23 protein-coding genes are annotated in these 22,997 nt (G+C 31.6%); 2 read left to right on the forward strand and 21 right to left on the reverse strand.

The annotated features are described in order from the left end of the window. From mdh to ffh, 18 genes are read right to left on the reverse strand one after another with little or no spacing between them, the layout of a single operon-like run. Positions 1-963: a malate dehydrogenase gene (gene mdh / locus AMO08_RS02070; RefSeq protein ID WP_075484690.1), complete on the reverse strand. Its 963-nt coding sequence runs from the start codon at positions 961-963 to the stop codon at positions 1-3. A 9-nt stretch (positions 964-972) separates the two neighbouring features. After that, positions 973-2,466, reverse strand: a complete 1,494-nt coding sequence (locus AMO08_RS02075) for a CoA-acylating methylmalonate-semialdehyde dehydrogenase (protein WP_075484692.1) — start codon at positions 2,464-2,466, stop codon at positions 973-975. Between the two features lie 39 nt (positions 2,467-2,505). After that, entirely contained in the window at positions 2,506-3,285 is a 780-nt protein-coding gene (locus AMO08_RS02080) for a succinate dehydrogenase iron-sulfur subunit (RefSeq protein WP_075484694.1), read from the reverse strand. Next, entirely contained in the window at positions 3,285-5,060 is a 1,776-nt protein-coding gene (gene sdhA, locus AMO08_RS02085; protein ID WP_075484696.1) for a succinate dehydrogenase flavoprotein subunit, read from the reverse strand. Before sdhA ends, AMO08_RS02080 begins: the two co-directional genes overlap by 1 nt. After that, positions 5,057-5,386, reverse strand: coding sequence for a succinate dehydrogenase, hydrophobic membrane anchor protein (gene sdhD / locus AMO08_RS02090; protein ID WP_075484699.1), 330 nt, complete (start codon positions 5,384-5,386; stop codon positions 5,057-5,059). Before sdhD ends, sdhA begins: the two co-directional genes overlap by 4 nt. After that, positions 5,386-5,766: a succinate dehydrogenase, cytochrome b556 subunit gene (sdhC, locus tag AMO08_RS02095; protein ID WP_075484702.1), complete on the reverse strand. Its 381-nt coding sequence runs from the start codon at positions 5,764-5,766 to the stop codon at positions 5,386-5,388. Before sdhC ends, sdhD begins: the two co-directional genes overlap by 1 nt. A gap of 3 nt (positions 5,767-5,769) precedes the next feature. Beyond that, a complete protein-coding gene (locus AMO08_RS02100) occupies positions 5,770-6,765 on the reverse strand; it encodes an aspartate-semialdehyde dehydrogenase (RefSeq protein ID WP_075484704.1) in 996 nt (331 codons plus the stop codon). 15 nt (positions 6,766-6,780) lie between these two features. After that, positions 6,781-7,890, reverse strand: coding sequence for a dimethylsulfoniopropionate demethylase (locus tag AMO08_RS02105; RefSeq protein WP_075484706.1), 1,110 nt, complete (start codon positions 7,888-7,890; stop codon positions 6,781-6,783). Further along, entirely contained in the window at positions 7,887-8,663 is a 777-nt protein-coding gene (locus AMO08_RS02110) for an alpha/beta fold hydrolase (RefSeq protein WP_075484708.1), read from the reverse strand. The genes AMO08_RS02105 and AMO08_RS02110 overlap by 4 nt, the downstream gene beginning before the upstream one ends. Before the next feature lie 7 nt (positions 8,664-8,670). Beyond that, complete coding sequence (locus tag AMO08_RS02115; RefSeq protein ID WP_075484710.1) at positions 8,671-10,287, reverse strand: long-chain-fatty-acid--CoA ligase; 1,617 nt, start codon at positions 10,285-10,287, stop codon at positions 8,671-8,673. Beyond that, positions 10,287-12,050, reverse strand: a complete 1,764-nt coding sequence (locus AMO08_RS02120; RefSeq protein WP_075484712.1) for an acyl-CoA dehydrogenase family protein — start codon at positions 12,048-12,050, stop codon at positions 10,287-10,289. The genes AMO08_RS02115 and AMO08_RS02120 overlap by 1 nt, the downstream gene beginning before the upstream one ends. 26 nt (positions 12,051-12,076) lie before the next feature. Continuing rightward, positions 12,077-13,183, reverse strand: coding sequence for a 3-isopropylmalate dehydrogenase (leuB, locus tag AMO08_RS02125; RefSeq protein ID WP_075484714.1), 1,107 nt, complete (start codon positions 13,181-13,183; stop codon positions 12,077-12,079). Beyond that, positions 13,176-13,781, reverse strand: coding sequence for a 3-isopropylmalate dehydratase small subunit (leuD, locus tag AMO08_RS02130; RefSeq protein WP_023854636.1), 606 nt, complete (start codon positions 13,779-13,781; stop codon positions 13,176-13,178). The genes leuB and leuD overlap by 8 nt, the downstream gene beginning before the upstream one ends. Then, positions 13,782-15,185: a 3-isopropylmalate dehydratase large subunit gene (gene leuC / locus AMO08_RS02135; protein ID WP_075484716.1), complete on the reverse strand. Its 1,404-nt coding sequence runs from the start codon at positions 15,183-15,185 to the stop codon at positions 13,782-13,784. A gap of 11 nt (positions 15,186-15,196) precedes the next feature. Then, a complete protein-coding gene (gene rplS, locus AMO08_RS05985; RefSeq protein ID WP_075484718.1) occupies positions 15,197-15,772 on the reverse strand; it encodes a 50S ribosomal protein L19 in 576 nt (191 codons plus the stop codon). 16 nt (positions 15,773-15,788) lie between these two features. Next, complete coding sequence (gene trmD / locus AMO08_RS02145; protein ID WP_023854633.1) at positions 15,789-16,475, reverse strand: tRNA (guanosine(37)-N1)-methyltransferase TrmD; 687 nt, start codon at positions 16,473-16,475, stop codon at positions 15,789-15,791. Between the two features lie 14 nt (positions 16,476-16,489). After that, a complete protein-coding gene (gene rpsP, locus AMO08_RS05965; protein WP_075484720.1) occupies positions 16,490-16,924 on the reverse strand; it encodes a 30S ribosomal protein S16 in 435 nt (144 codons plus the stop codon). 13 nt (positions 16,925-16,937) lie between these two features. Beyond that, positions 16,938-18,296 carry a signal recognition particle protein gene (gene ffh / locus AMO08_RS02155; protein ID WP_075484722.1) on the reverse strand — a complete coding sequence of 453 codons (1,359 nt, stop codon included), beginning with the start codon at positions 18,294-18,296 and terminating at the stop codon, positions 16,938-16,940. Positions 18,297-18,456: 160 nt separating this feature from the next. On the opposite strand from ffh, the gene dapF reads away from it, so the two are divergent. Further along, complete coding sequence (gene dapF, locus AMO08_RS02160) at positions 18,457-19,281, forward strand: diaminopimelate epimerase (protein WP_075484724.1); 825 nt, start codon at positions 18,457-18,459, stop codon at positions 19,279-19,281. Then, entirely contained in the window at positions 19,281-20,198 is a 918-nt protein-coding gene (ftsY, locus tag AMO08_RS02165) for a signal recognition particle-docking protein FtsY (RefSeq protein WP_075484726.1), read from the forward strand. Before dapF ends, ftsY begins: the two co-directional genes overlap by 1 nt. On the opposite strand, the gene AMO08_RS02170 is transcribed toward ftsY, so the two are convergent. The 3 genes from AMO08_RS02170 to AMO08_RS02180 are packed head-to-tail and all read right to left on the reverse strand — an operon-like array spanning position 20,191 to position 22,822. Next, positions 20,191-20,754 (reverse strand): hypothetical protein, encoded by a 564-nt coding sequence (locus AMO08_RS02170; protein WP_075484728.1) that lies wholly within the window; start codon positions 20,752-20,754, stop codon positions 20,191-20,193. The genes ftsY and AMO08_RS02170 overlap by 8 nt on opposite strands. Before the next feature lie 48 nt (positions 20,755-20,802). Further along, entirely contained in the window at positions 20,803-21,621 is an 819-nt protein-coding gene (locus tag AMO08_RS02175) for an alpha/beta hydrolase (protein WP_256997637.1), read from the reverse strand. After that, complete coding sequence (locus AMO08_RS02180; RefSeq protein ID WP_075484729.1) at positions 21,611-22,822, reverse strand: MFS transporter; 1,212 nt, start codon at positions 22,820-22,822, stop codon at positions 21,611-21,613. The genes AMO08_RS02175 and AMO08_RS02180 overlap by 11 nt, the downstream gene beginning before the upstream one ends. Positions 22,823-22,997: the final 175 nt, after the last annotated feature.

Below are 22,997 nucleotides of genomic sequence, written 5' to 3' on the forward strand. Positions count from 1 at the left end.
TTATTTAGATAAATCAGGATCTATTTTATATGCAGCTTCCCATAAAGCTTTTACAGCATCTATTGAATGCATAAATTCTTTTTTTTCTTTTTCATCTAAATCAATCTCTTCAATTTTTTCTACACCATCTTTTCCAATGACAACAGGAACACCTGCATAAACATTTTTCACACCATATTCTCCATTTAATTGTACAGCGCAGGGTAATAATTTTTTCTGATCATTTAAATATGCTTCTGCCATTTGAACACCTGAAGCTGCTGGCGCATAAAAGGCTGATCCTTTTTCTAAATACTTAACTATTTCCGCACCACCATCTCGTGTTCTTTGATTAATTTCCTCAACTCTTTCTGAAGAAATCTTTCCATCCTTTACAAGATCCAACAACGGTTTACCTGAAATTTTTGTAAATCTTGGCATAGGAACCATGGTGTCACCATGACCACCCATAACCATTGCCTCAATTTCTCTTACTGGCACATTAAGTTCTAATGATAAAAATAATTTAAATCTCGAACTATCTAAAATACCTGCCATACCAACAACTTTATTTGATGGCAAACCTGAAAATTTTTGAAATGCCATAACCATAACGTCTAAAGGATTGGTAATACAGATCACAAAAGCGTTAGGAGCATTTTTCTTTACCCCCTCAGCAACTTGTTTAATAATTTTTAAATTAATTCCAAGAAGATCGTCTCGGCTCATTCCAGGTTTTCTTGGAACACCTGCTGTAATTATAATTACATCTGAATCTCTTATATCCTCATAGTTATCAGTTCCTGAAAACCTAACATTGAAACCATCTACAGATGAAGATTGTGCAATATCTAATGCTTTTCCTTTTGCAATACCACTAGCTACATCAAATAAAACCACTTCATTTACTAATTCTTTTGTTCCTATTAAATGTGCAAGAGTTCCACCTATTTGGCCTGCACCAATTAAAGATATTTTTGTCATTTATTTCCTTTATTTCATTGTTGGCATAACAAATTCCGCATTTGATCGGACACCTGAAGGCCATCTGGATGTTACTGTTTTAAGTTTAGTATAAAATTTTATTCCTTCCATACCATGCATTCCACTATCTCCAAATAATGATCTTTTCCAACCACCAAAACTATGAAATGCCATTGGAACTGGGATCGGCACATTAATACCAACCATACCTACTTGAATTTTACTTGCAAAAGTTCTACCTGCATCACCGTCTCTTGTATAAATACTAACTCCATTTCCGTATTCATGGTCGTTAATTAATTTTGCAGCTTCTTCAAAAGTTTTTACTCGAACAACTGATAAGACTGGACCAAATATTTCCTCTTTGTAAATTCTCATATCTTTATTTACATGATCAAACAAGCATCCACCTATATAGAAACCATTTTCATAACCTTGAAGTTTTAAACCTCTTCCATCAACCACTAGCTTTGCGCCTTCCTTGACACCTAAATCAACGTAACTTGTAACTTTTTCTAAATGTTCTTTTGTAACTAAAGGTCCCATTTCTGATGCTTTATCCATTCCAGGACCAACTTTTAAAGCTTCAGCTTTTTTTGATAATCTTGATACAAGTTCGTCACCAATATCTCCAACCGCAACCGCAACTGATTGAGCCATACATCTTTCTCCAGCTGAACCATAAGCAGCACCCATTAAACCATTTACTGCACCATCTAAATCACAATCTGGCATAACAACTAAATGGTTTTTTGCTCCACCCAAAGCTTGAACTCTTTTTTCATTTTTAGCTGAATTTTCATAAATATATTTTGCAATAGGAGTAGATCCTACGAAACTAACAGCTTTGATATCTTTGTTTTCCAAAATTGCATCAACAGCTTCTTTATCTCCATTTATTACGTTAAATACTCCCTCTGGAAGACCCGCCTCAGAAAGTAATTCTGCTAATCTTATTGCGCAAGAAGGGTCTTTTTCTGATGGTTTAAGAATAAAAGTGTTTCCACAAGCTATTGCTATTGGAAACATCCACATTGGTACCATAGCAGGAAAATTAAAAGGTGTAATACCTGCAACAACTCCTAATGGTTGTCTGATTGACCAACTATCAACATTGGTTCCAACATTTTCTGAAAACTCACCTTTTAATAAATGTGGTATTCCACAAGCAAATTCTACCACCTCAAGTCCTCTAGTTAAAGAGCCTCTTGCATCTTCATAAACTTTTCCATGTTCTGAAACTATTAACTTCGTTAATTCATCAGAATTTTTTTCAATTAATTCTTTAAATTTAAATATTATTCTAGCTCTTTGTAGAGCAGGTTTTAAAGACCAACTTTCAAATGCTTTTTTTGCTACCTCAACAGCACTGTCTAGATCAGATTTTGAAGCAAATCTTACCTCTGACTCTTGTTCGCCAGTTGCTGGATTAAAAACTTTTCCTTTTTTATCTGAAGATCCCGGAATTATTTTACCGTTTACGAAGTGTTCTATTAATTTCATGAATACGGTGTTTTAGATCAAAAATATCGAATAGTCTATTTAAACATTAGCTGTTGCTAACATTTTTTTTATTTCAGCTATAGCTTTTGCTGGATTCAAGCCCTTAGGACATGCATTTGTACAATTTAATATTGTATGGCATCTATATAATTTTAATTCATCAGAAACTTTTTTTAATCTAGCTTTTCTCTCTTCATCTCTACTATCAATAATCCATCTATAGGCCTGTAGCAGAACTGCAGGACCTAAATATTTATCTCCATTCCACCAATAACTTGGGCAAGATGTAGAACAACAGGCACACATAATGCATTCATAAGCACCATCAAGTTTTGCTCTATCTTCTTTAGACTGATAAATTTCTGTTGACTGTTTTGTTGAGTTATTTTTTAACCAAGGTTCAATAGATTGATATTGTTTATATAAGCCATCTAAATCGCCGATCAAATCTCTTTTAACTTTTAAATGAGGTAGAGGATAAATATCGATGTCACCATCTATCTCTGCATGTGGAGTTGTACAAGCCAAGCCATTTTTTCCTCCCATATTCATAGCACAAGAGCCACAAACACCATGAGCACAAGACCTTCTATAGGCCAATGTCGGATCAATTTCGTTTTTAATTTTATTTAGAATATCCAGTACCTTAGATGGGCAATTATCCATATCAACTTCGTATGTATCAATTCTAGGATTTTCATCTGTCGATGGATCCCATCTATAAATATTTACTTTTCTTAAATTTTTAGATCCAGTTTTGTCTTTAAAATATTTGCCTTTTTTAACCTCTGAATTTTTAGGTAAGCTTAGCTGAGCCATTAATATACTCGCTCTTGTGGTGGAAAATATTGAACTTCGTTTGTTAAAGTTGATTTGTGTACTTCTCTGTAACTTATCTTTGTATTTTTCCCATCACACCAAGCAAGAGTATGTTGCATAAAGTTTTCGTCATCTCTTTTTGGATAGTCATCTCTCGCGTGAGCACCTCTGCTCTCTTTTCTATGATATGCAGACTCTACAGTAGTTACTGCTTGTCTTATTAAATTATCAAATTCTAATGTTTCAACTAAATCAGTATTAAATACTAAAGATCTATCTTTAACTGAAATTGAGTCCATGCCATCATAAGTTTTTTTAATCTCATCAACACCTTCTTTAAGATTTTTTTCTGTTCTAAAAACTGCACATTTCGACTGCATCGTTTTTTGCATTGAAAGTCTAAGTTCAGCAGTACTATTATTTCCTTGTGCATTTCTAAGTTTATCAAATCTATCTAAACATTTTTGTGTTTCTGACTCAGGAATTTCCTCATGAGGTGTTCCTGGCTTAACTAATTCAGCTGCTCTTTTTGCTGCTGCTCTTCCAAATACCACTAAATCAATTAAAGAATTAGAACCAAGTCTATTTGCTCCGTGAACAGAGACACATGCCGCTTCTCCTATAGCCATTAGACCTGGAACAGTTTTTTCTGAGCCATTTACAGTTAATACTTCTGCTTTATAGTTTGTTGGAATGCCGCCCATATTATAATGAACTGTTGGTACAACAGGGATTGGTTCTTTAGTTACATCTACATTTGCAAATAATCTTGCTGCATCGGTAATTCCAGGAAGCCTGCTTTCAATAATATCTTTATCTAAGTGACTTAGGTTCAAATGAACATGATCTTGATCTTTTCCAACACCTCTTCCCTCATTAATCTCTATAGACATTGATCTGCTAACAACATCTCTTGATGCTAAATCTTTTGCATTTGGAGCATACCTTTCCATAAATCTTTCACCTTTAGAATTTGTAAGATAACCCCCTTCTCCTCGCGCACCTTCTGTTATTAAGGTACCGTGGCCATAAATTCCTGTTGGGTGAAATTGAACAAACTCCATATCCTGAAGCGGCAATCCAGCTCTTAAAACCATTGCATTACCATCACCAGTGCAAGTGTGTGCTGATGTTGCTGAATAATAAACTTTTCCATAACCACCTGTAGCAATAATTACTGAATGTGCTCTAAATCTATGAATTGTTCCATCATTCAAATTCCAAGCAATTAGACCTTTGCATTCTCCATTCTTCATCAACAAATCTAATGCAAAATATTCTATAAAAAATTCTGTATTATGCTTTAACGCTTGTCCATATAATGTGTGTAAAATAGCATGTCCTGTTCTATCGGCTGCTGCACAAGTTCTTTGAACTATTCCGTTCCCATAATTTTTCGTCATTCCACCAAATGGTCTTTGATAAATTTTTCCCTCTTCAGTTCTACTAAATGGAACTCCATATTTCTCCAATTCTAAAACTGCTTTAGGTGCTTCTTTACACAGATATTCAATACTATCTTGATCACCTAACCAATCTGCACCTTTGACAGTGTCATACATGTGCCATCTCCAATCATCTTCCCCCATGTTTCCTAGTGCTGCTGATATTCCACCTTGTGCAGCTGATGTATGACTTCTGGTAGGAAATACTTTTGAGATACATGCTGTTTTTAAGCCAGCCTCACTAAGCCCTACTGCCGCTCTCAAACCTGATCCACCTGCACCAAGTACAACAACATCGTACTCATGGTCTATAATATTATATGCTTTCATGTATTTAAGTTTAAAATTACAATTATTGTAATTACTGGGATTGTTATAGCAAAAAAATTTAGGACTTTGTTTGCGGCATTTTTGATTTTTTTATCGTTAATATAGTCTTCAAAAACCTCACTTATAGTTAAAGCTGAAAAAAAATAAGCAATAACTAAAAATAACCCAATTAAGAATTTAGATGGTTGTGTTGTTAAAAAATTCACTATTTCCAAATAACTTTTATCATAAATATTCACTAAGTTTATAATAAACCAAAGCATTAAAGGTAATAAGATTGCAGAACTAATTTTTAAGAATAACCATTTTTTTGTTACTGGCAGCATTATATTAATCCTCTGCCAATTATATAAATTAGGATAGTTAAAATAATCGAGCCAAAAATAACTAGCAAACCTGTAATTCTTGTTGTTTGTAATTCAAATCCATAGCCCAAATCCATAATTAAGTGTCTTATTTCACTTAACATTTGAAAACTAAATGACCAGGTTATTCCAATTAAAATAAATTTACCTAAAAAAGTTTCTAAAAAAATTTTTATAATTTGATAATTACTTTCTCCTAGAAGCATTAATGCAAACCAAATACAAATTAATGTAATTGCAAAAAAATTAATTATTCCTGTAATTCTATGTGAAATAGATACTAATGAAGAAATATGCCATTTATATATCTGTATGTGTGGTGATAAAGGTCTGTTTTCCATATATTATTTTGAATTAATAACTGTTTCAGCAATTTCAACTGAATTAAGCGCAGCACCTCTCAATAGGTTGTCTGACACAATCCACAAATTTAATGAATTTTTTTTTGTTTTGTCTTCCCTAATTCTAGATATAAATGTCTCATCACTTCCTGCTGCTTCAAATGGTGTGCTATAACCTCCATTTTCTCTTCTATCGATAACCTCACAACCATCTGCTTTACTTAAAACATCTCTCACTTTTTCTAAAGTATATGGTTTTTCAAATTCTATATTTACAGACTCCGAATGAGATACTAAAACAGGAATTCTCACACATGTAGCTGTAAGTTCAATTGAATCATCTAAGATTTTTTTTGTTTCATTTGTCATTTTTAACTCTTCTTTTGTATATCCATCATCAGCAAAAACATCGATATGTGGAATAACATTAAAAGCGATTTGTTTAGTAAAATTTTTTGACTCTATTTTTTTTCCATCTAAATATTGTTTAGTTTGATCAATTAATTCGTCCATTGGACTTTTGCCACCACCTGAAACAGATTGGTAAGTTGAAACTACAACTCTTTTAATTTTAAATAAATTATGTAGTGGTTTAAGTGCTATAACAAGTTGTGCTGTAGAACAATTTGGATTGGCAATAATATTTTTTTTCATATTTTTAATTTCGGATGCATTCACTTGTGGAACGATCAATGGAACATCTGGATCCATCCTAAAAAAACTTGAATTATCTATTACAATTGTGTGCTTGGCAGCCTTTTCTGCAAATTTTTCAGCAATTGTTCCTCCTGCTGCAAAAAAAGTTATATCTGCTTTTGAAAAATCATATGTCTCTAAATTTTCAATAACATACTCTTTATCTCTAAAAGAGATTTTTTTTCCTGCACTTTTTTCTGAGGCAACTAAATATAGATTATCAAACTTGAAGTTTTTTTTATCAAATACTTCAAGAGTTTTCCTCCCAACATTTCCTGTTGCACCTACTATAGCTATGTTCATTTTAAAGTTGTTATACTAAATAAAAGGTAAATCGCAAACTTTACCACTGCAAATATCACCATTTATGCTTGCTTTTACGTTCTGGTCTATATTCCAATGCGATTTTTTCATCATAGCAATACCGATTACTTTTTTAAAATGTGGTGAATAGCAAGCTGATCTCAATTCTCCAATTATATTATTGTCTTGATCACTTAAGTCTAATGATCCTGTAATACTTATTTTATCTATATCAAGCATTACTCCCATTAATTTTTTTTCAATTCCTTCAGATTTAATTTTTTTTAATTTCTCTTTGCCTAAAAAATTAACTTCGCTGTCTATATTAATATATTTATCAAATCCACATTCATATGGATTGTCTCCATTATCGATATCATTTCCATACGATAATAATCCACTTTCAATACGTTCTATTAAATTTGGACAACCTGGTTTGATATTAAATTCTTTTCCAATTTCAAAAAGATGATCATATAATTTTAATCCAGAAACAGTATGCTCAACATAAATTTCGTAACCACCTTGTTTAGACCAACCAGATCTTGCAATTAAATGTTTATCACCACCAAATTCGAAATAATCAAAACCAAAGAATTTTAAATTAACTATCTTATCTCCAAAAACTTTTTCCATTAATTCAAATGACTTTGGACCTTGTATAGCCATTATATCAACATCAGGTTCAAAAATCTTTACGTCAAATTTATTTCCAATAGCTAACCCTTTTGCAAATAATATTACATCTGAGTCAGCAAGAGAAACCCACCATTTATTTTCATTCAATCTAAGTACAACTGGATCATTAATCAGGCCTGCGTTATCATCAATTATTGGACAATAATAACATCTTCCATCTTTCGATTTAGATAAATCTCTACAAGTCATCAACTGAACTAATTTCGCTGAGTCTTTACCAGAAATTTCCACCTGTCTTTCAGCAGCTACATCCCAAATTTGAACATACTGTTTTAAGTGATGGTATGAGTCCTCAATTGAACCAAACGCTGCGGGAAGCAACATATGATTATATATTGTATAAGCCGTAACCCCTTGTTTTTCTATTCTAGAGGTATAAGGAGTTCCTCTCAGTCTTCTTGATTTTGCAATTGAAAAACTTTTCATTTTTTTAAAAATTCTAAAACCTTGTCTCTCATTTCGAACGCCTTTTCAATCATAATCATATGACCACAACCCTCAATTATATGTGTTGTTGAATTTTTAATGAAACTAGAAAACTTTTTACCTGACTCTAGATTTACCATTTTGTCTAATGATCCAAATATCAACAAAGAGGGACAGTCTATTAATCTAGCAGCATCAGAACCATTGGTATAATTATTACATGCAATTAAATCGACTGCTAATATTTCTCTAATATCTCTTGGTGACTGTATTATTCTTTCCACTGGATTACCTCCTATAAATTTTTTTGAACCTTCATAACCCCACTTCATCATCAATTTAACAGCATCAGTATCTCCATTTTTTGCTAAATCGATTAGATCTGGATGAACTGGCATTCTATTTGAACCACCAATAAAAACTAATTTTTTTAATCTTTTTTTGTATTTAGATGCATATTCAAGTATCTCTAAACATCCTTGAGAGTGCCCAACAATAAATAGTTGTTTTAAATTTAATTTTACAAATACTTGCTCTAACCAATCAGCAATTTTTTCAATACTATCTAAGCAGGGTCCATCTGAATTACCATGCCCAGGTAAATCAATAGATAATACATTAAAATTTTTGTTAGAAAAAAATTGTTCAGTTAATGACCAAACTATATGTGAAAGACCACTTCCATGAAGAAATACAATTGTTTCTTTATTTAAATCTATTCCCTGTCCAGCATCTGATACATGAATATTTTTATTTTCTATTTGAAAAATCAAAAGTTACCTAAACTTGTTTTCTCAGTTCAAATTTTTGTATTTTACCTGTTGAGGTTTTTGGTAACTCACAAAAAACAACCTTTTTTGGAACTTTAAAGCCTGCTAAAGTTTCTTTACAAAAATCAATTAGTTCTTTTTCGCTAACTGGTTTGTCTTTAACCGCTTCGATAAATGCACATGGCACTTCACCCCATTTTTCGTCTGGTTTTGCAACAACCGCAGCAATCGAAACAGATGGGTGTTTGGATAAAGTATTTTCGATTTCAATTGAAGAAATATTTTCTCCTCCAGAAATAATTATATCTTTTGATCTATCTTGTATTTTAATATAGCCATCAGAATGCATCACAGCTAAATCACCACTGTGAAACCAACCATCTTTCATGGCTTTTTCGGTAGCCTCTTTATCTTTGAAATATCCCTTCATTACGACATTTCCTCTAATCATAATTTCACCGATTGTCTTTCCGTCTCTAGGAACTTCTTTCATTGTCTCAGGGTCTAAAACAACGACACCTTCCGTATTAGGATACTTTACACCTTGTCTTGCTTTAATCTCGTTTTGTTTTTCTTCATCAAAATTATTCCACTCATCATTCCAAGCACACTGAGTTACATGCCCATAGGTTTCTGTTAAACCATATACATGCATTACTTCAAATCCGAGAGCTCTCATTTTTTTAAAAATTATACTTGGTGGAGGAGCACCAGCAGTTAAAACATAAACTTTTTGTTTTAATTTTTTCTTATCACTTTCTGGGGCTCCAGTAATCATATTCAATACTATTGGAGCGCCACCAAAATGAGTGATTTCATATTTATCAATAAGTTCAAAAATTTTTTTAATATCTATATTTCTTAAACATATTGTTCTTCCGTTTAGCATCGGCACAGTCCATGGATAACACCAGCCATTGCAATGGAACATTGGAACAACTGTTAAAAAATTTAATCTATTTGGCATATTCCAAGCAACTGAGCTTCCTGTAGACATTAAATATGCTCCCCTATGATGATAGACAACACCTTTGGGATTTCCTGTAGTACCTGATGTATAACTTAGTGATATAGCTTGCCACTCATCTTCGGGCATTTGCCATTGGTAATTTTCGTCACCTGTATTTAAAAAACTTTCATATTCTAAATCACCAATTTTTTCCAATTTTGATTGGTCAGCATATTTATCGTTTATATCAATGATAATTATTTTTTTATTAAGATTTTTTAATGCTTTTTTTACTTCTCCATGAAGTTGTCTATCCACAACTAAGACTTTTGCTTCGCTATGATCTAAAATATAGGAAATTGTTTTGGCATCTAATCTTATATTTATAGTATTAAGAACTGCACCAGTCATAGGTACAGAGTAGTGTGCTTCAAAAATCTCTGGCGTATTGAAAGCTAAGAATGAAACCGTGTCACCTTTTTTAATACCTATTTTTGTCAATGCACTAGCAAATTTTACAACTCTTTTATAAACTTCAGCCCAGGTATAATTTCTTTCTTCATAAATTATAGCCTCATAATTTGGGTAAATTTCTTTTGCTCTTTTTAAAAAAGTTAAGGGAGTGAGGGGTACGTGATTTGCTTTGTTTTTATCTAAATTTGTATCGTAATGGCTCATTAATTAAACTTAAAATTCATTATATTTGAGCTTCCTGAGATTGCAGATTTGTAATGATACTCAGCCCGAGGTAATACCTTATCAAAATAAAATTTAGCTGTATTTATTTTATCACTATAAAATTCTTTATTTGTATTAAAATCATTAAAACTAACCTCTAAAATTTTAATCCAAGCATAAGCAATTGAAACATAACCTAAGCTTTTTAAATAATCATTTGCTGCAGCACTAACATCATCCTTTTCAATTTTATTTTTATCATTTATCCAATCTGTGAATTTGGATAAAATATCTAAATAATGGTTTAATTCTTTAGAAAATGTTTTTACTTTTTCATTTTTGCTCTCACATTCAGATTTAATCATTTCTAAAAACTTATTTATAACATCGCCTTTTTTGTTAGATAATTTTCTAAATACTAAATCTGCAGCCTGTACGGAATTTGTTCCTTCATAAATTGGGGTAATACGATTATCTCGATATAATTGCTCAATACCTTGGTCTTTAGTATATCCGTATCCTCCATGTATCTGCATTGCATCGCTAGTAATTTCCATAGCTAAATCTGTAAAAAGTGATTTAACCACAGGCGTCATTAATGAAACGTAATCTAAAGCAGCTTGTTTAATTTTTTCGTCTGGATGATAAAGACTTACTTCTGTTTGTTGGGAAAGCCAAAAACATAATGCTCTTTCACCCTCAATTATTGATTTCATATTAAGTAAAGTTCTTCTAATGTCTGCATGATCAATTATAAAATCTGCACCATTATTAGATTTAGAATTATTTGTTTTTCCTTGCTTTCTTTCTTTTGCGTAAGAAAGTGAATTTTGATAAGCAATTTCAGAAATACCTAAACCTTGAATGCCTACAACTATTCGCTCTAAATTCATCATTGTGAACATTGCACTAAGACCTTTATCTTTGTTACCAATCATGTAACCAGTTGCATCATCAAAATTTAAAACACAAGTTGCTGAACCTTTAATACCCATCTTACTCTCAATTGATCCAGTTGAAATTCCATTTCTTGGACCAATACTACCATCCTGGTTCACAATATATTTTGGAACTAAAAATAAACTAATTCCCTTAGTACCAGATGGAGAGTCTGGTGATCTTGCCAAAACTAAGTGAATAATATTTTCGGTTAAATCATGGTCTCCTGAAGTTATGAATATTTTTTGACCACTGATTTTATAAGTATTATCTGATTGTTTAATTGCTTTAGTTTTTAACAAGCCAAGGTCGGTACCACAGACTGGTTCTGTTAAACACATTGTACCACTCCACTTACCTTCTACAATCTTTGGTAAATATTTATTTTTAATTTCATCAGATGCATGATGATTGATACAATTATAAGCACCAATACTTAGTTCACTATATAATTTAAATGATAAGCTTGCTGAAGATAGCATTTCATCAAAAAATGCACTTACTGTTTTTGGCATTCCTTGACCTCCATATTTTGGATCACAAGACAATGAAGTCCAACCATCCTCAATATACTTTTGATACGCTTCTTTGTAGCCTGGGGGTGTTCTTACAACACCATTTTCTAAAACTGCTGGATTTTCATCTCCTGATTTAGCAAGAGGTAAAATTAAATTTTGATTTATCTTGGCTGCTTCCTCTAGAATATCTTTCACTAAATCTGAACTAACTTCATTATATTTTTCAAGTTCATTATAATTTTTGTTGTCTCTTAATTTTTCAAAGAGAAACATCATGTCTTTTACTGGAGCTGTATAACTTGGCATATTTAAACCTTAAAATAATTCTAGTTTTATTGCAATTTTGAAATTATCGCATCACCCATTGCTGAAGTAGACGTTTCTTTCATGCCTTCTGACATTATGTCTTTTGTTCTTAATCCATCATTTAGAACATCTTGAACTGCCTTTTCTAAAACATCTGCTTCTTTATCAAGATCTAAAGAGTATCTTAAAGCCATAGCAAAACTTAAAATAGAAGCTATTGGATTTGCAATACCTTGTCCAGCTATATCAGGAGCCGATCCATGTATTGGCTCATACATTGCTCTCATCTCACCATCTTTATTTTTTGCACCCAAAGACGCTGACGGCAAAAGACCTAAAGATCCAGTTAACATCGAAGCTTGATCAGACAGCATATCCCCAAATAAATTATCGGTTACAATTACATCAAATTGCTTTGGGTTTCTTAAAAGTTGCATTGCGCAGTTATCTGCTAACATATGGCTTAACTCTACATCTTTGTATTCTTTTTCATGAAGTTCTTTAACTTCTTCTTTCCACAATTGTCCGGCTTCCATTACATTTGACTTTTCACATGATGTAACTTTGTTTGATCTTTTTCTTGCTAAATCAAAAGCAACTCTAGCTACTCTTGTAATTTCACTAGTTGTATATGTATGAGTATTAATTCCTTTTCTTTCACCATTTTCAATTGGCTTTATTCCTCTAGGTTCACCAAAATATATTCCTCCCGTTAACTCTCTTACTATCATTATATCTAGTCCTGAAACTACCTCTGGCTTAAGGGTTGAAGCATCGACTAATTGTTTAAAACAAATTGCAGGCCTTAAGTTTGCAAAAAGCTTTAATTCTTTCCTAAGTTTTAATAATGCTCTTTCTGGTTTTTTGGAAAATTCTAGGTTATCCCATGTAGGACCACCAACTGCTCCAAGCATAATTACTTCACTTTCTAGTGCTTTATAAAAAACCTCATCAGTGATTGGGGTGCCATGTTTATCATAAGAACAACCACCAACTAGCTCCTGATCAATTTCAAAATCTAAAGATTTTTTATCATTAAACCAGTTAATGATTTTTTTTACCTCGGTTATTACCTCCGGACCAATACCATCACCAGGAAGTAAAAGTATTTTTCTTTTTTTTACTTTAATCATTAAATACCCAAGGCTTTTCGTTTTTTAAATTTGTTTCAAACTTTTCTATTTTTTCTGATTTTTTTAGTGATAAAGCGATATCATCAAGCCCTTCTAACAAACATTTTTTCTTAAATGGATCAACTTCAAATTTTAGCTCATTATTTCCGTAAACTATTTTTTCCTCTTGCAAATCAATAGAAATTTCTTCTTGTCTATTTGCGTATTCAGATAGCTCTTTTATTTTTTCTTCTTCAAGGATTATAGGCAAAATTCCATTTTTAAAACAATTACTAAAAAAAATATCTGCATAACTTGAACTTATCACACAAGTAATTCCAAAATCTAATAAAGCCCAAGGAGCATGTTCTCTTGATGAACCACATCCAAAATTTTTCCCAGCAATTAAAATTTTAGATTGATTAAATGGATCTTTGTTTAACACAAAATCATTTATTTCTTTACCTTGATCATCATATCTCATTTCAAAAAATAAATTTTTTCCTAGACCAGTTCTTTTGATTGTTTTTAAAAACTGCTTTGGAATTATCATATCTGTATCAATATTTACAATTGGTAAATAAGCTGGGATACTTTTTAATTTATTAAATTTTTGCATTTAATTTTGATACTTTCTGACATCATCTAAATTACCTGAAATTGCAGCTGCTGCAGCCATTCCTGGACTAACTAGATGGGTTCTACCACCTCTACCTTGTCTTCCCTCAAAATTTCTATTTGATGTAGAGGCGCATCTTTCTTCTGGTTTTAATTTATCGGCATTCATCGCTAAACACATAGAGCAACCTGGTTCTCTCCATTCAAACCCTGAGCTAACAAAAATTTTATCTAGTCCTTCTTGCTCTGCTTGTTCTTTAACTAAGCCTGAGCCTGGAACTACTATAGCATTAACATGCGATGATACTTTTTTATCTTTTACGATTTTTGCTGCTTCTCTCAAATCTTCTATTCTACCATTAGTACAACTACCAATAAATACTTTATCTATTTTTATATCTGTGGCTGCCATGTCAGGTTTTAAACCCATATACTTTAAAGCTCTTTCAATTGAATTTTTTTTATCTTCATCAGTCTCATTATTTGGATTTGGAACTTTTCCATCAATTGTTATTACATCTTGTGGTGACGTACCCCATGTAATCATAGGTAAAATTTCATTTGCATTAAGGCTAATTTCTTTATCAAAACTAGCATCAGAGTCTGTTTTTAAAGTTTCCCAATAGTTCAAAGCTTTATCCCAATTTTCACTTTTTGGTGACATTGGTTTTCCTTTTAAATATTCAAAAATTTTTTCATCTGGTGCAATTAATCCTGCTCTTGCACCACCTTCAATTGTCATATTGCAAATAGTCATTCTTTGCTCAACACTTAAAGATCTTATTAAATCTCCAGCATATTCCACAACAGATCCTGTTCCACCTGCTGTACCTATTTTTCCAATTATTTGAAGTATTACATCTTTAGAAGTAACTCCTATAGGAAGTTCACCGTTAACATTAATTCTAAAATTTTTAGCTTTCTTCTGAACTAGTGTTTGAGTTGCTAAAACATGTTCAACTTCTGAAGTTCCTATTCCAAATGCTAAAGCACCAAATGCTCCATGCGTTGCAGTATGACTATCTCCACAAACAATAACTGTACCTGGTTGAGTAAAACCTTGTTCAGGTCCTATAATATGAACGATACCTTGCCTCTTATCATCCATACCAAATAACTGAACACCGAATTCTTTACAATTTGCCTCTAAAGTATCTACTTGAATTTTTGACTCTTCATCTGAAATACCTTTTGATCTGTCAGTTGTTGGGACATTATGATCTGCAACTGCTAAAGTTAAATTTGGATGTCTAACTTTTCTGTTAGAATTTCTTAATCCTTCAAAAGCTTGGGGGCTTGTCACCTCATGAATTAAATGTCTATCTACAAAAAGTAAAGATGTGCCATCATCTTGTTGGTCAACTAGATGATCGTTCCAAATTTTATCGTATAATGTTGTAGACATTGAAAAAAAAATTATTTTTTTTCTGTAGAGCTTTCTGATTTTTGTTCTTCTTTAGGTGCCTCTGCTGCTGGAGCTGCCTCTTCTTTAGGTGCCGCTTCTGCTTTAGGAGCCTCTACTACTGGCGCTACTTCTGCTTTAGAAGCTTCTTCTTTAGTTGCTTCAACTGCAGGAGCTACATTTTCCTCAGTAACTGTTTCTGGTTTTGCCTCGATATCAATACCAATTTTTTTTCTAATTTTTTCTGCAATCCTTGCTGATTTACCAGTTCTGTCTCTTAGATAATAAAGTTTTGCTCTTCTTACTTTACCAGATCTAATAACCTTAATTGAGTCAATTAAAGTTCCAAATAATGGGAAAGTTCTCTCAACACCCTCTCCAAAAGAAATTTTTCTTATTGTAAAAGATGAGTTTAGGTCTCTGCTTTTTTTAGCAATACATACTCCCTCAAAATATTGAATTCTTTCTTTTTTACCCTCGGTAATTCTCACACCAACTTTAACAACATCTCCAGGATAAAATACTGGAATTTTTTTCTCTGAAAGAATTTTGTTAACGTTATGCTGGTTTATTTCTTCAATTGTTTTCATGTTAATATTTATCAAGTTAATTCTTCTTATATTTTTCCCATAAATCTGGTCTTCGGACGCGTGTTATAGCCTCAGATTGAGATAAACGCCAGTGTTTAATTTTATTATGATCACCTGATAATAACACGTCTGGCACAGCTTTTTCCTCCCAAATTTGAGGTTTTGTATACTGAGGGTACTCTAGAAGTCCATTTTCAAAGGTTTCATCTAATTTAGAGTTTTCATTTCCTAATACACCTGGCAGCAATCTTAAAATACTATCTATAACTACATATGCAGCTGACTCTCCGCCTGACAAAACATAATCTCCAATACTAATTTCCTCAATATTTCTTGTTGAAAGTATTCTTTCGTCCACACCTTCAAAATGACCACAAATTAAAGACAGAGATTTTTCATTAGCAAGCTCTTTTGCTAAATTTTGATCAAATTTTTTTCCTTTTGGTGATAAATATAAAATTCTCTCACTCTCATTTTTGTTTTCATCTAAAGATTTTGCAAGAACATCTGCTTTTAACAACATCCCTGAACCACCCCCATAAGGTGTATCATCTACTGTTTTATGTTTATCATCAGCTGCATCTCTTATATTTACAACTTTAAGTTTCCATAAATTATTTGATAAAGCTTTTCCATAAAGTCCTTTAGATAAAGGACCAGGAAAAACCTCTGGATAAAGTGTAAACACTTGAGCTTGCCACATAAATAATCTTTAAATTATTTTTTTTCCTCTGCTGGAGCTGCTTCTGCTTTTGGAGCTTCTTCTTTAGTAGCTTCCTCTGCTGGAGCTGCTTCTGCTTTTGGAGCTGCTTCTGCTTTTGGAGCTTCTTTATTATCCTCTTCTTTTTTATTTCTCTCTTTTTTTGGCACTGCTTTATTTGGATTATTTCCATTTGCAGGCATAGGCATTAGTTCGTTCTCACCTAAAATTCTTGCTACTCTAGTTGTTGGTTGAGCTCCTTGACCAAGCCAATATTTAATTCTCTCAGCTTCTAGGCCCACCCTTTCTTTTTTCTCTTTTGGTAATAGAGGATTAAAAAAACCAACCTTTTCTATAAATCTTCCATCTCTTGCAAAACGACTGTCGGCAACAACAACCTTATAAACAGGACGTTTTCTTGTTCCACCTCTTGATAATCTTAATTTTAACATTTCTTCTCCTTTTTTACTTTAATTGGTTAAATAGCTCTGGCGGTATACCTTTATCAGACATACCTTTCAGATTTCCTTTTGACATCTTTTTCATCATTTCAGACATCATTTTAAATTGCTTAAGCAATTTATTGATAGTGGCCGGATCGGTGCCAGAGCCATTAGCAATTCTTTTTTTTCTAGAACCATCAATTATTTTTGGGTTCTCTCTTTCTTTTTTTGTCATTGATAAAATAACAGCTTCATTTTTAGTAATTATACTTTCATCAATTCCCGCTGAGTCCATTTGAGATTTAATTTTAGAAACTCCAGGCATAAAAGACATAATTCCCTCAATGCCACCCATTTTTTTCATTTGTCTTAATTGAGATAAATAATCTTCCATAGAGAATTGACCTTTTTTTAAATTTTCCTCTGCTTTTTTAAGATTTTCTTCTCCTAAATCTTGGGCCGCCTTTTCTACAAGGGATACAATATCCCCCATACCTAGTATTCTGTTTGCAATTCTATCTGGATGGAATACTTCAAGATTATCTATTTTTTCTCCTATCCCTAAAAATTTAATTGGAACGTTTGAAACATATTTCATACTCACTGCGGCACCACCTCTTGCATCACCATCAGCCCTAGTTAAAATAATTCCAGATAAATTAACTGTATTTTTAAATTCTTTTGCCACTGAGGCTGCAACTTGACCTGTTAAAGAGTCTGCAACTAAGAAAGTTTCTGTTGGATTAATGACAGCTTCAATTTGCTTAATCTCACTCATCATTTGTAAATCGATTTGGGTTCTACCAGCTGTATCAAATAAGATTATTTCAGCTCCATTTAAATTAGCGGCACTTATTGCTCTTCTGCAAATATCAGCAGGTTGCTGACCTTCTATAATAGGTAAAGTTAAAATATTATTTTGTTCTCCTAAAAATCTAAGTTGTTCTTGTGCAGCTGGTCTGTAGATATCTAGACTGACCATCATTACTTTTTTCTTTTTATTATTTTCTAAAAATTTTGCTAATTTTGCTGTTGTTGTTGTTTTTCCAGAACCTTGTAACCCAACTAACATCATTGGCACTGGCGGTACTGCGTTTAAGTTTATCTCATTATTTGTTGCACCTAGTAAGTCTACAAGCTCATCATAAACAATTTTAACAACCATATCCCCAGGAGAGGTAGACCTTATTATCTCTTGGCCTAATGCTTTTGGCTTAACTTTTTCAATAAAATCTTTTGCAACATCCAAAGAGACATCTGCTTCAAGTAGGGCTTGCCTAATGCCTCTTAAACCTTCATCTACTTGAGCTTCATCAAGCGAAGGTGCCTTTTTCAGAGAAGAAAAAATTTCTTCAAATTTATTTGTTAAATTTTCAAACATATTTATTACGCATAGCAGTAACGCACTAGTGGGCGAACCCTCGCTGACTAGTGTCGATCTCTTTGTTTCCAAAGACACCGCAAAGTTAATGTTTTTGCGGAAACGGCATCAACCTATAATAGAGGTTCAAAAAGTCAATAAATAAGTTAAATATCTATATATGGATATTAAAGCTTTTAAAATGGACGGTTTAGGTAATGATTTTGTCATTATAGATAATAGACAAACAATTACAAATCTGACGAAAGAGCAAATAATAAAGATTTGTGACAGAAAATTTATTGGTTGTGACCAACTAATATTGGTTAAAAAAAATGATATTTCAGATGCTTCACTAGAATTTTATAATTCAGATGGAGGAATGTCTGGTGCGTGCGGAAATGGTACACGATGTATTGCTGATTTATTAGGCAAGGAAAATAACAAAAAAGAAATTGTCCTAACAACTTTATCTGGCAAATTAAAATCAAATATTGTTGGAGAAAAAATGGTTTCTACAGAAATAGGTGTTGCAAAAACAAAATGGGATGAGATTCCGTTGTCTAAAGAATTAAATACGAATAATTTAGGAATTAAAATTAATGACAAAAATAATAACGAATTTTCTGGTGGAACTGCTGTAAATGTTGGAAACCCACATGTAGTTTTTTTTGTTGATAGTAACGAAAATTTTGAAATTGAAAAAATTGGACCAAAGATTGAAACCCACTCACTATTTCCAGAAAAATGTAATGTTACTTTAGCAACTGTTGTTAATAAAGAATTGATAAAAGTTAGAGTGTGGGAAAGAGGAGCTGGACTTACCAAAGCTTGTGGAACTGCAGCTTGCGCAACAGCTTTTGCTGCAAAACAAAACGGACTGGTAAATGATAAAGTGGATATTGAATTTTCTACAGGTAGATTGACAATTTCAATTGATGAAAACAATAGTATTCATATGAAAGGACCAGTTTCAGATATTGAGGAGATAAATTTTAAAATTTAATGGGAATTTTTGAAAAATTTAAATCAGGTTTTAAAAAAAGTGCCTCAGCTTTTACAACAGGTTTAAGAGATATAGTTGTAAAAAAAGAGATTGATGACAAAACACTAGACAAAATTGAAGATTACTTAATTCAATCAGATGTTGGTATTGTTTCGGCTTCAGAAATAAGAGAAATAATTTCTCAAACAAAAATTGATCCCAATAAAGATTTAACCGACGAAATAAATAATATTTTAAAAAATTATATTATTTCAATTATGAAACCTTTAGAAAATATTGAATTCTTCAAAAAAAAAGAAAAATTAAATGCAACATTAATTTCAGGTGTCAATGGTGTTGGAAAGACAACTACTATTGGAAAAATAAGCAAAATATTAAAGGGTAATGGAAACAAGGTAATGCTAGCTGCATCAGATACTTTTAGAGCAGCAGCTATAGAACAACTAGAAAATTGGGCAAACAAAGTTGATGTTCAAATTACAAAATCATCTCAAGGTTCTGATCCTGCATCAGTCGCTTATAAGGCTGTTGAAGAAGCATTAAACAATAATTTTAACCAAGTTTTAATTGATACAGCTGGAAGACTACAAAATAAAAAAAATTTGATGGAAGAATATAAAAAAATTGCAAACGTTGCTAAAAAAATTGATCCTGATGCTCCACATGATGTTATTTTAGTTTTGGATGCAACTTCTGGCCAAAATGTAATTAATCAAGTTGAAGAATTTAACAAAATTATTCCGATAACTGGTCTTATTATGACAAAATTAGATGGCACAGCAAAAGGAGGTATTCTTTTAGCTGTTGCTAAAAAATATAAACTACCAATTATTGCACTTGGATTAGGTGAAAAAGAAGATGATTTACAAATTTTTGAGGCCGAAAAATTCGCAGAGGCATTTACTCAAATTAATTAATTAAGGTACTTGAAATTAAAGGTTTATAAAAACTACATTTGTAGTGTTCTTTAAATTCATAATGTCCACAATTTTTTGCTATCGAAGAAATAATAAAATCAAATTTTCCATTTACAGGATAAAGCTCTAGTTTTTTCTCAATTATATCAAATTTAAAATTAGCTTTTAAACTTTTTACAGCACTAATCATCACTAAAGTTTTATTATCTTTTAAAAGATAATATGCAAAGTCATCTGGAAAAACTGGAAAATCATATTCCTGTAAATAATATTTTGCAGTTTTGGGAAACCATTCATAAGAAATCAATGGCAAGGACTCTTTCGTTTTATAGTTATAAATATAAAGATCTTTTGGAAAATCATTAATATAATTTGAATTTTCTCCTCGAGCTAATACAGCTTTTTCACGGGTTTTAAAATATAATGCAAAATTTTCATCGTGTGAATTCATTTGATCAATATGAAAAAGGCTGTCTACAGATGCTAAATTTTCTTTGGCATTTGATAAATTATTTAAAGAAAAAAGAACAATAAAAAATAAGAAAAAATTTTTCATAAATTAACTTAAAAAAAAAATTTGAATTATCTTTGTTTAGATTATGGCTTAATTTAAACTATCAATAAACGATTTGAGAGCTAATACAAGTTTATCATCATATTCCATCATATGATCGTCATATTTTGTAAAATATGAATATTTAGGTTCACTTGCTAAATTAAAAATTTTTTTACCCATCCAAAATGGAACTATTTGGTCAGCCTCGCCATGCATTACTAATACTGGAATATTAATATTTTTAATTTTTTCATTATTTTCATACTTATCTTTTAAAATTAAACCTACTGGAATATATGGATAAAAATTTTTTGCAGCCTCAATCATTGATGTGAAGGGCGTTTCTAAGATTAATCCTGCAAAATTTTTATTCTGAGTAATTTCAGTAGCAATTCCAGTTCCTAATGACTCTCCATAAATAATTATATCTTCTTCTTTCAGACCTTTTTCTTTTAGCCAGTTTATTGCACTAGCACCATCTATATAAAGACCTTCCTCACTTGGTTTTCCTTTATTTCCACTAAACCCCCTCCATGCAATAATTAAAAAATTAACATCCATGTCTTTAAAATGATTTAATTTATGGATTCTGTTTTCAAGTGTCCCTGCATTTCCATGAAAATAAACTATTGTTTTATAACTTTTTAAATTTTTATTATGAAACCAGCCTAAAAGATTAATATTGTCTGTTGTTTGTATACTTACTTTTTCAATTTTAACCTCTAAATTATCTCCGAAATAATTATTCTCATCAGGATGGTACATTAAATTTCTTTGATAAAAGAAAAGAAAAATACAAATTAAATTATATATTGCAAATATAAATAAAAATATATTGGTTAATGTCATTTTTGTATTAATTTTCATTTTTATTTAAATAGATAAAGAAAATATAACTTAATACACATAGAAACAAAAAAAGTGAAAATGAAATTCTATAACTACTTAAGATATCAAATCCTTTATTATTACATAAATCAATAACTAATCCTATGCCCCACTGAACAAAAAAAGTTCCAGAAAAAAGAAATACATTGAATGAAGTAAGAGATTTGCCGGCTAGATTTTTTGAAAAGTTTAGCGCAATTGCTGGCTGAGTTAAAGAAATAACAATTGATGTCATTATGTATAAAGTAAATAAAAATGCTCCTGCATTATTACCAAGATAAATAATAAGGAATAACGAAAAGTAACTAATTGGCAGGCCCAATTTAATTATTTTAATACTGCTAATACCGTATTCTGAAATTTTTGGTAAAATATATCCCCAAATAAAATATGAAATTAACATAGTAATATTTATCCAAAATAAACCAGTAGCACTTTGAAGGGGTGTGTAACCTGAAATATTTAACATCCATGGACCAGCCCATAAAGTTTGAATTGCTTGAATACCTCCATAATTAATAAATGCCAGAGGAATCATGCTTATAAAAAATTTATTTTTCCATATTTGTCTTAATGACTCTTTCTCAGATTTTATTGGGGTATTTTCTTTTCGGTCCCAATTAGGAATAAACAAAAAAATTAATATTATGCTTAATAAAATGAGTATAGCTATTAAAATAAAGATCCATCTCCATCCAATATACGGTAATAGTATTTGAACCGGTAAAGTTGACGACACAAATCCAATATTTGCTACCATCAACATCCAAGAATTTGCTCTCTGTTGGTATTTCTCTGCAAACCATACTCTATATCCAGTAAGGGGTCCCATCATGCAAGCACTAACCCCTACACCAATAAATACTCTGGATATAAATAATCCAGTAAAACTTTTTGCGAGTGCAAATGATATTGTTCCAATCAATGCTATCATTAAAAAACAACCAATTACCTTTTTTGGACCAATTTTATCTAATAAAAGCCCTACAGGTATTTGCATTATCGAAAAACCAATAAAGTAGCCCCCTGCCAATAATCCCAAATTTCCTGCAGTTAGATCAAACTCGGAGGTTAGAACAGGAGTTAAAGTTGCAGTTATAGATCTAACCAGATTAGATAGTAAAAATCCAAAAGCGAAAACACAAAATATGATAATGCTTTTATTTACTTTAGTAATCATTTATAAATTTTTGAGAATTAATCTGTACTATGAATAATCAGTCAACAAAAGATAAAGATGCACGCTCTTCAAATGCAATGGCTGCAACTTCACATCCTTTAGCTACAGAGGAAGCATTAAAAATACTCAAAATAGGTGGAAATGCAGTGGATGCTTCAATCGCTTCCTCGATTGT

Source organism: Candidatus Pelagibacter communis (assembly GCF_001180205.1).
Taxonomy (GTDB): Bacteria; Pseudomonadota; Alphaproteobacteria; order Pelagibacterales; family Pelagibacteraceae; genus Pelagibacter; species Pelagibacter ubique_O.

Coding starts and splice junctions, on each gene's coding strand:
- mdh (WP_075484690.1), bottom strand. CDS start 963: ATGACAAAAATATCTTTAATTGGTGCAGGCCAAATAGGTGGAACTCTT.
- AMO08_RS02075 (WP_075484692.1), bottom strand. CDS start 2,466: ATGAAATTAATAGAACACTTCGTAAACGGTAAAATAATTCCGGGATCT.
- AMO08_RS02080 (WP_075484694.1), bottom strand. CDS start 3,285: ATGGCTCAGCTAAGCTTACCTAAAAATTCAGAGGTTAAAAAAGGCAAA.
- sdhA (WP_075484696.1), bottom strand. CDS start 5,060: ATGAAAGCATATAATATTATAGACCATGAGTACGATGTTGTTGTACTT.
- sdhD (WP_075484699.1), bottom strand. CDS start 5,386: ATGCTGCCAGTAACAAAAAAATGGTTATTCTTAAAAATTAGTTCTGCA.
- sdhC (WP_075484702.1), bottom strand. CDS start 5,766: ATGGAAAACAGACCTTTATCACCACACATACAGATATATAAATGGCAT.
- AMO08_RS02100 (WP_075484704.1), bottom strand. CDS start 6,765: ATGAACATAGCTATAGTAGGTGCAACAGGAAATGTTGGGAGGAAAACT.
- AMO08_RS02105 (WP_075484706.1), bottom strand. CDS start 7,890: ATGAAAAGTTTTTCAATTGCAAAATCAAGAAGACTGAGAGGAACTCCT.
- AMO08_RS02115 (WP_075484710.1), bottom strand. CDS start 10,287: ATGAGCCATTACGATACAAATTTAGATAAAAACAAAGCAAATCACGTA.
- AMO08_RS02120 (WP_075484712.1), bottom strand. CDS start 12,050: ATGCCAAGTTATACAGCTCCAGTAAAAGACATGATGTTTCTCTTTGAA.
- leuB (WP_075484714.1), bottom strand. CDS start 13,183: ATGATTAAAGTAAAAAAAAGAAAAATACTTTTACTTCCTGGTGATGGT.
- leuD (WP_023854636.1), bottom strand. CDS start 13,781: ATGCAAAAATTTAATAAATTAAAAAGTATCCCAGCTTATTTACCAATT.
- leuC (WP_075484716.1), bottom strand. CDS start 15,185: ATGTCTACAACATTATACGATAAAATTTGGAACGATCATCTAGTTGAC.
- rplS (WP_075484718.1), bottom strand. CDS start 15,772: ATGAAAACAATTGAAGAAATAAACCAGCATAACGTTAACAAAATTCTT.
- trmD (WP_023854633.1), bottom strand. CDS start 16,475: ATGTGGCAAGCTCAAGTGTTTACACTTTATCCAGAGGTTTTTCCTGGT.
- rpsP (WP_075484720.1), bottom strand. CDS start 16,924: ATGTTAAAATTAAGATTATCAAGAGGTGGAACAAGAAAACGTCCTGTT.
- ffh (WP_075484722.1), bottom strand. CDS start 18,296: ATGTTTGAAAATTTAACAAATAAATTTGAAGAAATTTTTTCTTCTCTG.
- dapF (WP_075484724.1), top strand. CDS start 18,457: ATGGATATTAAAGCTTTTAAAATGGACGGTTTAGGTAATGATTTTGTC.
- ftsY (WP_075484726.1), top strand. CDS start 19,281: ATGGGAATTTTTGAAAAATTTAAATCAGGTTTTAAAAAAAGTGCCTCA.
- AMO08_RS02170 (WP_075484728.1), bottom strand. CDS start 20,754: ATGAAAAATTTTTTCTTATTTTTTATTGTTCTTTTTTCTTTAAATAAT.
- AMO08_RS02175 (WP_256997637.1), bottom strand. CDS start 21,621: ATGAAAATTAATACAAAAATGACATTAACCAATATATTTTTATTTATA.
- AMO08_RS02180 (WP_075484729.1), bottom strand. CDS start 22,822: ATGATTACTAAAGTAAATAAAAGCATTATCATATTTTGTGTTTTCGCT.